The sequence below is a fragment of the Corallococcus carmarthensis genome, assembly GCF_003611695.1.
Classification (GTDB): Bacteria; Myxococcota; Myxococcia; order Myxococcales; family Myxococcaceae; genus Corallococcus; species Corallococcus carmarthensis.
Map to the genome: position 1 here is coordinate 21425 of NZ_RAWE01000090.1, position 13726 is coordinate 35150.

General features: G+C 69.2%; 12 protein-coding genes. 10 read left to right on the plus strand and 2 right to left on the minus strand.

Going from position 1 to position 13726, the window contains the following annotated elements:
• Positions 1 to 323 precede the first annotated feature (323 nt).
• Complete coding sequence (locus D7X32_RS23130) at positions 324 to 1118, plus strand: hypothetical protein (protein WP_120604744.1); 795 nt, start codon at positions 324 to 326, stop codon at positions 1116 to 1118.
• A 99-nt stretch (positions 1119 to 1217) separates the two neighbouring features.
• Here D7X32_RS23130 and D7X32_RS23135 read toward each other — a convergent pair whose 3' ends face one another.
• Entirely contained in the window at positions 1218 to 2030 is an 813-nt protein-coding gene (locus D7X32_RS23135) for a PA5033 family protein (RefSeq protein ID WP_147450232.1), read from the minus strand.
• A 94-nt stretch (positions 2031 to 2124) separates the two neighbouring features.
• Positions 2125 to 2607, minus strand: a complete 483-nt coding sequence (locus D7X32_RS23140) for a hypothetical protein (protein WP_120604746.1) — start codon at positions 2605 to 2607, stop codon at positions 2125 to 2127.
• Positions 2608 to 2772: 165 nt separating this feature from the next.
• Between D7X32_RS23140 and D7X32_RS23145 the strand changes: the two genes are divergently transcribed.
• The 9 genes from D7X32_RS23145 (at position 2773) to D7X32_RS23185 (ending at position 13562) form a co-directional block, all read left to right on the plus strand.
• A complete protein-coding gene (locus tag D7X32_RS23145) occupies positions 2773 to 4335 on the plus strand; it encodes a sensor histidine kinase (RefSeq protein ID WP_341868150.1) in 1563 nt (520 codons plus the stop codon).
• The gene (locus D7X32_RS23150) at positions 4332 to 5684 is read left to right on the plus strand and encodes a sigma-54-dependent transcriptional regulator (RefSeq protein WP_120604748.1); all 1353 of its coding nucleotides are present in this window, start codon (positions 4332 to 4334) and stop codon (positions 5682 to 5684) included. The genes D7X32_RS23145 and D7X32_RS23150 overlap by 4 nt, the downstream gene beginning before the upstream one ends.
• A 180-nt stretch (positions 5685 to 5864) precedes the next feature.
• A complete protein-coding gene (locus D7X32_RS23155) occupies positions 5865 to 7427 on the plus strand; it encodes a SulP family inorganic anion transporter (RefSeq protein ID WP_120604749.1) in 1563 nt (520 codons plus the stop codon).
• Positions 7424 to 8119, plus strand: coding sequence for a carbonic anhydrase (locus D7X32_RS23160; RefSeq protein ID WP_120604750.1), 696 nt, complete (start codon positions 7424 to 7426; stop codon positions 8117 to 8119). Before D7X32_RS23155 ends, D7X32_RS23160 begins: the two co-directional genes overlap by 4 nt.
• Positions 8120 to 8366: 247 nt before the next feature.
• Positions 8367 to 9035 (plus strand): hypothetical protein, encoded by a 669-nt coding sequence (locus tag D7X32_RS23165; protein ID WP_120604751.1) that lies wholly within the window; start codon positions 8367 to 8369, stop codon positions 9033 to 9035.
• Between the two features lie 71 nt (positions 9036 to 9106).
• The gene (locus D7X32_RS23170) at positions 9107 to 10651 is read left to right on the plus strand and encodes a pectate lyase (protein ID WP_120604752.1); all 1545 of its coding nucleotides are present in this window, start codon (positions 9107 to 9109) and stop codon (positions 10649 to 10651) included.
• A gap of 155 nt (positions 10652 to 10806) precedes the next feature.
• Complete coding sequence (locus D7X32_RS23175) at positions 10807 to 12363, plus strand: ArnT family glycosyltransferase (protein ID WP_120604753.1); 1557 nt, start codon at positions 10807 to 10809, stop codon at positions 12361 to 12363.
• Between the two features lie 51 nt (positions 12364 to 12414).
• Positions 12415 to 12903 (plus strand): NUDIX hydrolase, encoded by a 489-nt coding sequence (locus tag D7X32_RS23180; protein WP_120604754.1) that lies wholly within the window; start codon positions 12415 to 12417, stop codon positions 12901 to 12903.
• 125 nt (positions 12904 to 13028) lie between these two features.
• Positions 13029 to 13562: a DUF2780 domain-containing protein gene (locus tag D7X32_RS23185; protein ID WP_120604755.1), complete on the plus strand. Its 534-nt coding sequence runs from the start codon at positions 13029 to 13031 to the stop codon at positions 13560 to 13562.
• Positions 13563 to 13726: the final 164 nt, after the last annotated feature.

The following is a 13726-nucleotide window of genomic DNA, read 5'->3' on the forward strand; positions in this document are numbered from 1 at the left end:
GCTTCAGGCGCTTGACCCATTCAGGCTGGAGTTCAGCACGCGCATCGCGCCCGGACCGCTCAACAAACCGCACGGCTGACGTCACACCCGGTCCCTGCCGCACTCGAACCCTCGTGGAGAGGCTTGGCTCTCAATCCAAGCTGGGAGCCGAGTCGAAACCCAAACGCTTTACGCCAGAAAGCACGACCCGGAAACCAGAGACAACGACCCGGTCGCCACGCGAATGGACGTCCTCGAGAGGAAATTCAAATTCACATTCACGCGGAACCCACCATACTGCTGGCGTGAGCAGTGCCACGACCGACCATCGAGTCCCTTCCAACATGCCTTCACGTTCCTTTCGCCATACCGTCAGCCTCACCGCCACCCTGGGCCTCTGCGCTTGCGGTGGTCCTGACAACACCTACCTGCTCGACTTCGTCTACGGCTCGGACACCATCCTGGTGGCCCCGGACAACAGCGGCTCCGAGCTGGCCCCGGCCACCTTCGTCTCGCTCGACGGACTCTTTTTCAAGGTGGAGACCCTGACCTTCAGGCTGGCGGACCTGCGGATGGACCTGCCGCCCGAAGTGCGCTGCCAGGACTACGAAGACGTGCTCTCCCCGGAGATGTCCTGTGAGGACTCCGTGGCGGGCCGGCCTGGCGCGCTTCACCTCCCGGACCCCGTGGAGGTGGGCACCGGCAAGCGCCTGTCCGTGGGGGGCGAGCAGGTGTTCATCCCCCGCGTCTATTATCCCGCCATCGACACGCGATGGGTCCCGGGGACACCGGAGCACCCCAGCTTCCAGCTTCGCGCGCGCTTCACCTACCAGGGGGAGCCCCACGTGTTGGAGTTCGCCTTCCAGTCGGACGAGCCCATGCGCTTCGAACGCCGGGGCATATCGACGGGACTGCCCAAGGAGTTCTCGGATCATCCCGCCGCCTTCGGCGGAAGCCTGGACATGGATGACGGGCTCGCGGGCACCGACATCTCGGGCTGCCTGGCGACCGGGGACCTGACCCTGGACGGGAACGTGCTGCGGCTGGAGACCGGGCGGGGCGCCTGTGCGGATGCCGCCACGAACATGCGGCTCAGCATCCAGCGGAGTGGTGACCTGTTCACCGGGCTGCGCCTGTAGACACGCTCCCCTGCCGGCCTTCTCGTCACAGCGAGGATCCGTGTTATTGCCCGCACCCTCCATCACGACGTACCAATGATTTTTGGGATTGTCAGCGCGCTACAAGGAATACGTCTCACGGCGCGCGTCGTTGATCACGAAGATCCGGCCGCCCACCGCGAAGACCAGCTCCTCACCCGGCAGTCCGTCTTGCTGGTAGTGCGACATGTCATTCCACCCACCGACGGTGTATTCGCGGAAGCCTCGATCCAGCAGGGAGAAAATCCTGACGTTATCGCCCTCGGTGAAGACCAGCTCTTCGCCCGCGTTTCCATCCGTCTCCACCGGCTGCACCGACGTCCAGGGGCCCGCGTCGTAGGTCCACCAACTCTGGGTGGCATGGCTGATGACCCTCAGCCGCGGTCCATCGATGACGTACAGCTCCCTGCCCGGCTGGCCATCCAGGTCCAGGGCAGCCAGCACCGACCATGTGCCCACGGGATAGACTTTCGACGTGCGGTCGCGCTGCGTGACCACCGTGATGTTGAACCCCCCGGACACATACAGTTCGTCGCCCGGCTGGCCATCCAGGTCCGCGAAGCCCGCCCCGTACCAGGCGCCGACGTTGTAGGAGTCCGTCGACAGGGTCCGGTGGGTCACCACTGCCGCGGAGCCGTCCTGGATGAACAGGAGTTCACAGCCAGGGGCGCCGTCCATCTCCAGGGGCAGCATCAAATTCCAGGCACCGGGCGAATAGACCCGCGTCGTTCCTCCGCCCGCGATGGTGACGGTGTCGCCGGAGACGACCACGGTGTCCTCCACCCCATCGCCATTCAGGTCCAGACACTCCTCTGTCTGCGCATGCGCGACGGGTGTCAGAGCTGCCCAGAAACCCACCACGGCGACCGCCCACATGCCTTCCCATCGCTTCATGAATGCCTCCCTTTCGATAGAGGCCAGTCATAGCATCCATGAATGATGGGAGAACAAATAAGTCTGCCTTTGCGGTGAAGGTCTGAGAATCCGCTCAGGGCTCGCGGAAGCCGCCGCGCACCCACTCGTTGGCGATGTCCCGGGTGAACTTGAAGTTCACCGGCACGCGATGCTTCGCGACGGTCGCGCCAGCGTCGTCGATGGCCGCAAGCAGCGCGTGGGGCTCATACTCATCCGCCACCATCTCCAGCCGCACCTCGTACCAGCGGCCCTCCCAGGCGATGGAGAGCTTCTTGGTCATGGCCTGCTCGCGCTGCCGCGCGGAACGGTCCAGGACCTCCGAGGCCGTCTTCACGAACGTCGCGAACGCCGTCGCGTCGAAGGGCTTGGGATTCTTCTTGTCGCGGCCCATCACCCACGGGCTGATGAGGGCGGGCTCGGAGAGGCCCTGCTTGCGGATTTCCACGGCCCAGCCGTCGTCCTCCTCGTTCTTGATGACCCTGGCCGACCAGCCATTCTTCCGCCAGAACGTGGGCTCCATGACCTCGGGTTCGGCGGGCGTGCGCTCATTGCTCATGGGCATTCCTCATACTCAACACCCCGCATGCCGGGGCCGAAATGTGTTGATGATGGGCGCATGTCGCCGCCCCCGGCCCATCCCTCCCTGACCTCCCTCGTGCCCCCACCGGGCGAGCTTCTTCGCACGCAGCGAAAAGCGGGCCGGTCCGCCGTGGTCGGTCTGATGCTCCTCTGGGGCGCCGCCTTCGTGAGCCCCATCGTGACCTACCGGGCGGACGTGAAGGCGGCGGAGGGAGAGCTCCTCGCGCACCTGTCGGACCGCGCGGGCTTCCAGGCCCAGGCCCTTGGCGCACACCTCGGACTGCTGCACTCGGAGCTGGAGCGGCTCGCGGAGCACCCGTCGCTCAGACCCGAGGATGGCGTCGCGGGCCCCGAGGTCGCGCTCCTCGAGAATGCCTTCAGCCACACGACCCTCTTCCCGGCGGGAGTCGCGCTGGTGTCATCGGACGGCAAGCGCTTGTGGAGCGACCCGGTGGGCATGCCGCTCGGGCGCACACCGCTCGCCTCGCGCATGTGGTTCCGGCGGATGGTGACAGACCGGGTCGCTTCGGTCGGACTGCTGGACGAGGAAGACGGAGGGCTCGTCGCGGTCGCGGTCCCCATCGTGCGCGACGAGCGTGTCGTGGGCCTCCTCGTGGGCGAGCTCGCGACGGCGAACGAGCTGCTCCCGACCCCTCGCGGGAAGAGCGAGTCCATGGTCGCCCTGCTCGGCGCGCACGGCCGGATCCTCCTGCCGGCAAAGCCCCCGCCACTGCTGCGCCAGCCGGAGCTCGCCACACGCCTGCGCCCGCTGGTGGACGCTCCCGGGGCCGTCACGCTCGGAAACACGCGGCTCCTCGGCGCGGCGGCGTTCGTTCCCGGAACCGGCATGCTGCTCGCCGTGCTCGAGGACGAGGCGCGGGACCGCGAGCTGCTCAAGCGCCGCTACCTCGGCCAGCTCGGCTTTCACACCGCGCTGCTCGGCGGCGTGCTCCTGCTCTTCACGGTGCTCCTGCGCCGCTCCTACCGTTCGCTGGTGGCCGCCGAAGAACAACTGCGGCGCCAGGAGACGATGGCGGCGCTCGGCACGGCCTCCTCGCTCATCGCCCACGAGGTGAAGAACGCGCTCAACAGCATGCAGGCCGCGCTCAGCATGATTCGCGCGAAGGGAGGGGAAACGACCTTGCCCGTCCAGGCGCTGCGTTCCCAGGCGGACCGGCTGGGCCACCTTGCCCGCTCATTGCTGAGCTTTGCGTCCCCCCAGTCCACGCAGCGGCGCAGCTGCGAGATGCACCTGCTGGTCCAGGACGCGCTTCAAGCCGTGCGGCTCCTGCCGGAAGCAGCGGACGTCGCCATCGAAACCACGCTGCAGGAGGGGCTCTTCGTGGAGGGAGATCCGACGCTGCTGGTCTCCGCTGTCGACAATCTCATGCGCAACGCCGTCGAAGCCGGTGCCGTGGCCCATGATATAGGCCAGCAGCCCACGCCTCGCGTCGAGGTCCGGCTCCTTCGCGAAGGTGGAGAGGTGGTGCTCGTCGTGGAGGACAACGCAGGAGGAGTTCCCCCCGCCTTCGAGCCGCGCCTCTGGGAGCCCTTCGCGGTGGGCCGGTCGAAGGGCATCGGGCTCGGGCTTCCCATGGTGCGCACGGCCATCCGTGCGCATGATGGGGGAAGCGTCTCCTACACCCGTGTGGCCGGAGGCAGCCGCTTCACGGTCCGCCTCCCGCTCGAGAAGATGGCGTCATGAGCACCTCCCTGCTGCTCGTCGATGACGACAGGACCTTCTCCTCGCTCGCGGCATCCATGCTGAGCCAGGAAGGCTTCCGCGTCCGGGTTGCCCGCTCGCTGCATGAGACCCGCGCCGCGCTCGCCGCCGAGGCGCCGGACCTCGTCGTGCTGGATCGAAGGCTGCCGGACGGGGATGGGCTCGTCTTCCTGCCCGAGCTGCGTGCCCAGCTTCCGGCGACCGTCGTGCTGATGGTGACCGCGCACGGCGATATCGAGAGCGCTGTCGAAGCCATCCGCGCGGGCGCGCTCGACTACCTGAGCAAGCCGGTCGAGATTGACGACCTGGTGATGCGCGCGCGCCGCGCGGCCAGCGACCTCCAGCTCCAGGAACGGCTGCGCCAGGCCGAGAGCGTCCTTGAAGGACAGCATCGGATGGCGGAGCCCCGCTCGCCGTCGATGCAGCGAACCCTGGAGATGCTGGCGAGGATCGCCACCACTCCGCGGAGCCCCGTCCTGCTGCTCGGGGAGACCGGGACCGGGAAGGCGGTGCTCGCCCGCCATCTCCACGCCTTGCGCCAGAAGCAGGGCGCCTTCGTGCAGATCAACTGCGCCGCGCTTCCGGACACGATGATGGAGAGCGAGCTCTTCGGACACGAGCGCGGCGCCTTCACGGATGCGAAGACGGCCAGGCGCGGGCTCGTGGAGCTCGCGAGCGATGGGCTGCTCTTTCTCGACGAGGTGGGTGAGCTGCCGCTCGCGCTCCAGGCCAAGCTGCTCACGTTTCTAGACAAGGGGGCCTTCCGAAGACTGGGTGGCACGACCGAGCTCACGAGCACCGCCCGCATCGTGGCGGCCACCAACAAGGACCTCGAAGCGGAGGTCGCCGCCGGGCGCTTTCGCGAGGACCTCCTCTTCCGGCTCAGCGTGTTCCGCGTGGACGTGCCCCCCTTGCGCGAGCGTCGCGAGGACGTGCTGCCACTCGCACGGACGCTCGTGCTGGAGCTCTGCTCGGAGCTTGGCCGGCGCCCGGTCCCCTTCTCTCCCGCCGCGGAGGAGCGCCTGCTGAGCTACCCCTTCCCCGGCAATGTCCGGGAGCTGCGCAACGTGCTGGAGCGGGCGCTCGTGCTCGAGGGCGGGCCCACGCTCGAGCTGCAGGCGCTCGCCAAGGGGGGCGGCGCGCCGGCCCCGGTCGACCCCAACGCATTCTCCGTGTCAGGGCCACCCCGGCCGCTCGATGAAGTGGAGCGGCTCTATGTCCGGCACGTGCTCGAGCAGCTTGGCGGCAGGCGCATGGAGGCGGCCCGCGCACTGGGCCTGTCCTATCCGACCTTCCTCCGCCGCCTGGAGGAGAGCCCACCCTCGGAGTGAAGGACTTAAAAAGTCTTTCATCGGCTGAGTCGAGGGCTTCAAGTTTCTTTCATCCCCCGGTCCGGACGCGCCCCGCCCCAGGCGGAAGGGCCCTGAAACGGTCCGGCACGACGCTTGCGTAGCACCCCCTGTCACTTCGAGCCGCTGTACGGCTCGGCAGCTGACAGGGGAGCGCAAGCAATGACTTCGGGTGGAAAAGCTGCGGAGGAGAGGCCCTCGTTGAAGGGGATCCTCGCCTCGGATTTGCCGGCTTCGCTGGTGGTGTTCCTGGTGGCCCTGCCCCTCTGTATGGGCATCGCGCTCGCCTCCGGGGCGCCCATCATGGCGGGCCTCATCGCCGGCGTCGTGGGAGGCCTGGTGGTGGGCCTCCTGGGCGGCGTGCCGCTGCTCGTGAGTGGCCCCGCGGCGGGCCTCGCGGTGATGGTCTTTGGCTTCATCCAGCAGCTGGGCTTCGCCGTGACGTGCGCGGCGGTGGCCGCGGCGGGGCTCGTGCAGGTGGCGCTCGGCGGGCTGAAGGTGGCGCGTTCGGCGCTGGCCATCTCGCCGGCCGTGATCCACGGCATGCTCGCGGGCATCGGCATCCTCATCGTGCTGGGGCAGGTCCACATCGTTCTCGGTGGCTCTCCGCAGAGCAATGCCTGGAACAACCTGCGGGAGCTGCCCGGGCAGGTGCTCAACCTTCATGGAACGGCCACGCTGCTGGGCCTCCTGACGCTGGGAATCCTCATCGCATGGCAGTTCCTGCCGAACGGGCGGATGAAGAAGGTCCCGGGGCCGCTGGTGGCGGTCGTGGGCGGGACCGTGGTCGCGGCGGTGTTGAACGCGGACGTGGCACGGGTGCAGCTGGCGGCGAATGCGCTGTCGGCCATCCAGCTGCCGGCCCTTCCGGAAGGGTCCGCGTGGGGCGCCTTCGCCGTGGCCGTGCTGTCCCTCGCGCTCGTGGCGAGCGCCGAATCGCTCTTGAGCGCGGTGGCGACCGACAAGCTCCACACGGGCGCGCGGGCGAACCTGGATCGCGAACTGCTGGCGCAGGGCGTGGCGAACACCCTCTCCGGTCTGGTCGGCGGTCTGCCCATCACCGGCGTCATCGTGCGCAGCGCGGCGAACATCAATGCCGGCGCGAAGACGCGCTGGTCCGCGGTGCTTCATGCGGTGTGGATGCTCGCCTTCGTGACCCTGCTGGGGGGGCTCGCGTCCTACGTGCCGCTGACGGTGCTCGCCGGCCTGCTCGTGCACGTGGGCCTGAAGCTCGTGAACCTCGCCCACATCCGGGAGCTCCGGCACCGGGGCGAGCTGCCGGTCTACCTCATCACCGTGGCCGGCGTCGTGGGCATCAACCTGCTCGCGGGCATCGGGCTCGGGCTCGGCGCGGCCATCCTCCGGCTCCTGTGGCAGTTGGGCCAGGTGCGCGTGGAGAGCCGCGACGCCAATGGCGTTCACCAGGTCTGCATCAGCGGAGCGCTGACGTTCGTCGGCGTGCCGAAGCTGTCGGCGGCGCTCGCGAAGATTCCCTCGGGCTCAAAGGTGGAGGTGGACGTGGCGGTGAACACGCTCGACCACTCCGGCTTCGAGGCGCTCGAGAGCTGGGCCGACACGCATCGCAAGACGGGCGGCACCGTGACCATGGAGCCGCTCGAGGATGTCTGGACGCGGCGCAGCGCGCGTGCGGCTCCCGTTGTTGCTCCCCCCGCTTCCTCCCCTGTCCATCACGTCTCGTCTCTCGCTTCCGGAGGTGCTCAGTGAAGAAGCTCATCAGAGGTCTGCTCGATTTCCAGCGTCACACCCTGCCCTCCTACCGGGCGACCTTCGCGAGGCTCGCGAAGGGGCAATCCCCTGACTGCCTCTTCATCAGCTGCTCGGACAGCCGCGTGGTGCCCAACCTGCTCGTCTCCACGGACCCCGGTGACCTCTTCACCGTGCGCAACGTGGGCAACCTCGTCCCGACGGCCTCGCTCAACGGACAGTCCACGGCGGACCGCTCGGAGGCGGCGGCGATCGAGTTCTCCCTGGGCTTCCTGCCCATCGAGGACGTCGTCGTCTGCGGACACTCGAGCTGCGGCGCGATGAAGGCGATCCTGGCCGGAGGCGCCGTGGACGGCGCACCGAACCTCGAGAAGTGGCTCGCGCACGGCAAGCCCTCGCTCAAGGCGTTGCAGGAGAACACCCAGGTGGGCGTGGGGCTGCCCGAGGCGGATCGCCTCTCCCAGCTGAACGTCCTCGAGCAGCTCGAGCACTTGAAGACCTACCCCATCGTGCGGGAGCGGCTCGCGGCGGGGACGCTGCGGCTGCACGGGTGGTGGTTCGACATCGGGGCGGCGCAGGTTCACGCCTACCGGTCCGACCTCGGCCGCTTCGTCCCCATCGACGAGACCGAGGGTGATCGGCTCCTGATGGAGCTGTCGGACGAGCAGCCCGCGCTCCGCGCCGTCCAGTAGGCCGGGCGGCATCGGGCCTCGGCGATCCCGCGTCCAGCGCGGATCGCCGAGGCTCGGCTTCAGCCCGCGGCCGCAAGGAGGCAAGCCCCAACGTCAGGGACTTCCTGGAGGGGGGCGGTCCGCGGCCGCTGCGTCTGTCGGACGAGGCCGTGCGCTTCCTGACGGAACGGCTCCCCTTGGAGAAGAGCTGAGCGGCAGGCTTCGGGTAGCGGTCGCGAGGTCCCGGCGCTGATAGCCTTGGCACCTCATGGGAAACGCATTCAGCTTCTTCCGACTGCCCGTGGCACTGCTGGAACGTCCCGCCTTCCTCCTCCCGGAGTTGAACGAGGCGGTGGACTCCGAACCGGAATGGAAGCCCGCGCAGGGCGAGAATTCGGGCCGGTATCTGGAGCGGCTCCTGGTCGACCAGTGCGAGGACGCGACGGGCTCCGAGTACCTGCGGGCACTGGGCGCCCGGATGACCTTCCACGCTGATTCGGTCGGCGATTTCTTCACGCGGCTCGACGCCATCCTCCAGGCCTATGGAGACCTCGACCTGCTCGGGTTCCAGTGCCAGGTGCCTTCGCGCGCGGACTTCCTGGCGCATCTGGAGCGCCTTCCGGAGCGAGCACGGCGGTTCGGCCGCGCGAACACCGTGGCCTGCCTGGCACCCTCCGAAGTGCGCGCGCTGGCGGCGGCGCTGCGGGCCGCGAAGCAGGATGGCTTCGGGAAGATTGCCCCGCGCCTTCGCGGCGAGGAGGTGGGGCTGCTTGAAGCCTTGGGCTCACCCGAGCCGGAAGCGGGAGACATCGACCTCTGGCTGGTCTCCGGAGCGGATGCGGGGGAACGGAACCTCGACGACCTGCCGGAAAGCCGCGGTGCCCCGGCCATCCCACGACGCCGGTCATTCCTGGACCGGCTGTTCGGTCGCGCGTAGCGGGCAAGAGCGATGCCTTGCTGGGATTGCGATAATAACTCGTTTTCCCGGCTGTGCTACGAGTCACACCCATGAATCAACGCCTCGCGCTCGTGCTCCTCCCCGTCCTCTCCGCATTGGCTTGTGTTTCGCCGGACACCGAACCGGGAGCCGAGGTCGGTGAGTCCGAACAATCAGCCACGACTCCGCTCCGGCAGAAGGCGCTGGGCCGCATGCGGAACGCGGCGACGTACTTCCACGACGTGGTCGCGCGCCACGGTGGCTATGCGTGGCACCACAACGCCACGAACCTGAGCGAGCGCTGGGGCGACATCCAGCTCGACGAGGATCAGATCATGATCCAGTCGCCCGGCACGCCGGACGTGACGATTGCCTTTGTCGAAGCGGCCCTCGCGGACCCGGCGACACCGGCCCTGAAGACGTACGCGCTGGACGCGGCGATGGCACTTCGCCAGGGGCAGGTGAAGTCCGGCGGCTGGCGTCTCTACGCGGACTTCAAGCCGGCGCCGACCCTCAAGGCCTGCTACCTCAACACCACGGCGAGCTGTTCCTGCGGTGGCTGCACGAGTTCGACATACGACGACCAGGTCACGCAGAACGCGCTCATCGCGATGATGCGCACCGACCAGCTCCTCGGGTTCGCGAACACGTCCATCTCCGGTTCCTCGTCGTACGCCCGCGCCCGGGTGGAGACGTCCCAGTTCCCGACGAACGGCGGCTTCCCCCAGGTCTTCGCCGGCCCCGTCGCCGCGCGGCCCGCGCTCTCCGCGAGCTATCCGCCGTCGATTGGAACCTCGTGTGGCCTCGCGAACTGCTACGCGAATACATACACGAACGAGTACTGGGACGACCCGACGCTGAACGACAACCTCGCGACGGCCTTCGTGGAGATGCTGTCCTGGGCGAAGGAGCTCTATCCCTCGCAGGCCGCGACGTATCAGTCCATGCGCACCGCGTTCGGCGACTTCCTTCGCCGGGCGCAGATGCCGCAGCCCCAGCCCGCCTGGGCGCAGCAGTATGACCTCCAGATGCAGCCTCGGTGGGCTCGCAACTGGGAGACACCGGCGATCGCGGGTCAGGAGAGCCAGGACGTCATGTGGGCGCTGCTGCGTCTCTACCAGCTCGACCCCAGCGTGACAGCGAACCGCGCCGCGGTCGGGACGGCGCTCGCGTATCTGGAGACCGTTGATTACGCCAATGACACACTTCTCTCCCGTTACATCGAACTCGATGACACGTCGCCGTCGAACATCGGCTTCTACACGGTGAAGCCCGGCGGCTACCCGGTCCGGTTCTCCACCGCGCCGCCGACGTATCAGAACTATGGCTGGGAGGGTCCGTCGCAGCTCGCCGCCCTCCGTGCGGAGTACAACCGGCTGGCGACCGACACGACCGTGATGAAGCGCTCGTGCCAGCAACTGCGCGCCGACACGGCGCAAGCTGTCGACACGGCGGTGAACAACGAGCGGTGGATCACCCCGTACAGCCCGGGCGGCCCGCGCAGTGGGGCCACTCCGGGGGACTACCTCGACACGAGCACGTTCGTCCGGAACATGCGCACGCTGGCGGAGTTCGTCACGCGCACGACGACCGACTGCACCGCCTGGAACTACTGATACAGCGCTCTCGCGGCGCCGGGTTCACTCACGGTGTAACAACCCGCGTGTGTCACCGGGGGCTCACATGTTTTCGTGCTCCCCTGCCTTCGTGCGGCTCGCGCGGGACAGGGCCGGCTGCGTAGCATGTTCGCACCTTGGACGGATTGACGTGGATGGCGGAGGGTGGCAGGGCCCGGCGTTGGTGGCCCTGGGTGCTGGTGGCGGTGGCGGTGGGCGCCTGGGTGCTCCGGGCATTGCCGTTCTTCCACCGCGCTGGGGCGCTTGGCTACATCGTGAACTACGACGAGGGCGTCTACGCCGCCGCGTCCGCGCTCCTGTGGAAGGGGCTGCTGCCCTACCGCGACTACCTCTTCGTGCACCCGCCGGGCGCGCTGCTGCTGGGGGCTCCGGCCGGGGCGGTGGGCGCGTTCGGGGATCCGGCCTCGGGCTTCGCGCTGGCGCGCTGGATGGCCACCGGGATGGGCGCCGTGAGCACCCTGCTCGTGGGCCGGCTGGCGATGCGGGCCTGGGGACCGGTTGCCGGAGTGGTGGCCGCGCTGGCCTACGCCACGCATCCGGAGGTCGTCACCATGGAGCGCGGGCCGTTCCTGGATCCGCTGCTCAACCTGTGCGGCCTGGGGCTCGCGAACGTGTGGCTCCTGCCTTCGGGCCGGGCTCCCCTGCCCCGCCGCGCGTGGCTCGCCGGAGTGCTGGCCGGCTTGATGACGGCCGTGAAGGTGTTGGGCGGCATCTGGGGCGCGGCGGCGCTCGTGGCCCGGGCGCCCGGGCCCCGCTGGAGCCTGGCGCGGCGCTTCGTGCTGGCCGCCACGTTCACGGTGATGGCGCTCGTCGGACCCCTGGCCCTGCTGGCCCCGGGCGCCTTCGTGCGCGACGTGTTGTGGTTCCAGTCCGCCCGTCCCGAGGACGGCGTCACGTCACGCTGGGAGCGGCTCCTGGAGATGACCCACGAGCGGCGCCGCTATGCCCTGCTGCTCGCCGCGGTGGGCCTGTGCGTCGCGCTGGTCCGGGCCGTGCGGCGGAGCACCCGCGCGGAGGCCGCCCCCGAGCGCTTCGTCGCCACCGCGTACCTGCTCACGGTGGCCGCGTACATCGCCGCGCACAGCTACTGGTCCAACTACAACGCGCTGCTCGCGGGGCCGGAGGCGCTGCTCGCCGGACTGGGCGCGGCGGCGCTCGTGGGCTTCGCCTCCGCACGGGCCCGGCCCGTGGGCGCGGTGTCGTTCGGGCTGGTGCTGCTGGGGCCGCTGTACTCCGTGCAGGAGGCACTGCGCGGTTCGGAGATCCGTCCTCCGGAGCAGGTCCTCCAGGCCCGCTACGTGCGCGAACAGGTTCCGCCGGACGCGTCGCTGTGCGGCTTCGAACCGGGCTGGGGACTCCTGGCCGGAAGGCTGCCGCCGGTGCTGCCGGGACAGGCCGTGCCCGTGGACCCCTACGCGCTGATGCTCCACGACGCGCTCACGTCCGGCACCCGCTTCCCGGACGCGGCGGCGGCCTTCGCCAGCGAGGATTCGCAGAGGCGCATGGTCGCGCTCCTGGAGCACTGTGACTTCGTGCTCCTGGGCGCGCGCGGCCAATGGCAGTTGTCCACCGACAGCCGCCACTGGTTCGAGGCGAACTACACGCGAGGCGTGTCGCCGGACTCTCCCGCCGTCCAGCTGTGGCGCCGTCACGAGCCGTTCGCCGGTTCCACGGCGGGCGCGTCGCCGTAGGGGGCCCGCGCCGCTTGACGCCCCGCCCGAATCAGGGGACGAACCGGGCCCATGCCCTACACCCCCATCGTCGCCACGCTGGGCTACGTGATGTCGCCGGACGGCCAGCAGGTGCTGCTCATCCACCGGAACGCGCGCCCGGAGGACGCCCACTACGGCAAGTACAACGGCCTGGGCGGCAAGATGGACCGCGACGAGGACATCGCCGCGTGCATGCGCCGCGAGATTCGCGAGGAGGCCGGCATCGAGTGCACGCGCATGGTCCTGCGCGGCACCCTGTCCTGGCCCGGCTTCGGCAAGCACGGCGAGGACTGGCTGGGCTTCATCTTCCGCATCGACGCCTTCACGGGCACGCCCCTGGAGAAGAACCCCGAGGGCTCGCTGTCCTGGGTCCCCGTGTCCTCCATCCTGTCCCTGTCGCTGTGGGACGGGGACCGGCACTTCCTGCCGCTCGTGTTCGACGCGGACCCGCGCCCCTTCCACGGCGTCATGCCCTACGAAGGCGGCCGCGCGGTGAGCTGGTCCTTCACCCGACTGTAGGGCCTCGTCCTGCCGTCCGGCGACCAACGCTCCCGGCGCCCCGTCCTGGTTTTCCAACCCGCGCCCCGCCCGGACCGCTACAACCGCCGCCTCCCACTTGGGACTCTCTTGAAGGAGCGCGGCGCATGGACCTCATCGGACAGCTCTCGCAGCAGCTTGGAGTGGATGGCACGCAGGCACAGGGGCTCGCGGGTTCGCTCCTGAAGATGGTGCAGGGCACGGTGCAGGAGAAGGTCGGCCCGGACGCGGCCCGGCAGATGGAGCAGGCCATCCCGGAGATGCAGGGCTGGCAGCAGCAGGCGCCGCAGCAGGCCCCGGCGGGCGACGGCGGCGGCTTGATGGGCGCGCTGGGCGGCATGCTCGGCGGCGCGGGCGGTGGCGGTGGCGGCGGCCTCATGGGCGCGCTGGGCGGCGCGGCGGCGCACGCGGGCGAAGTGGCCGGCGTGGTGGCCATCCTCCAGCGCTTCAACCTGGACGCGGGCAAGGCCACCCTGGTGGCCCCCCTGCTGCTCAACTTCCTCAAGTCCCGCCTGGACCCGGGCCTGGTGGGGAAGATCCTCGCCGTGGCGCCCATGCTCGCGGGCGGCGCTGGTGGCGGCAGCGGTCCCCAGGGCGGCGGCGGACTGGGCGGAATGCTCGGCGGCCTCCTGGGGAAATAGGAACGGGGTAGCGCGGCAAGCCCCTGGGATTGCAGGGGTTTCAGGAAGGCGTCGGACGGAAATGCAAAACAATTCCGTCCCTGGCGGCTTCAAGGGGCACGGCGGGCTCCCACCCGCCATGGAGCCCCGGTCATGACCTTCCTGTCCCGCATGCAGCCCTCCCC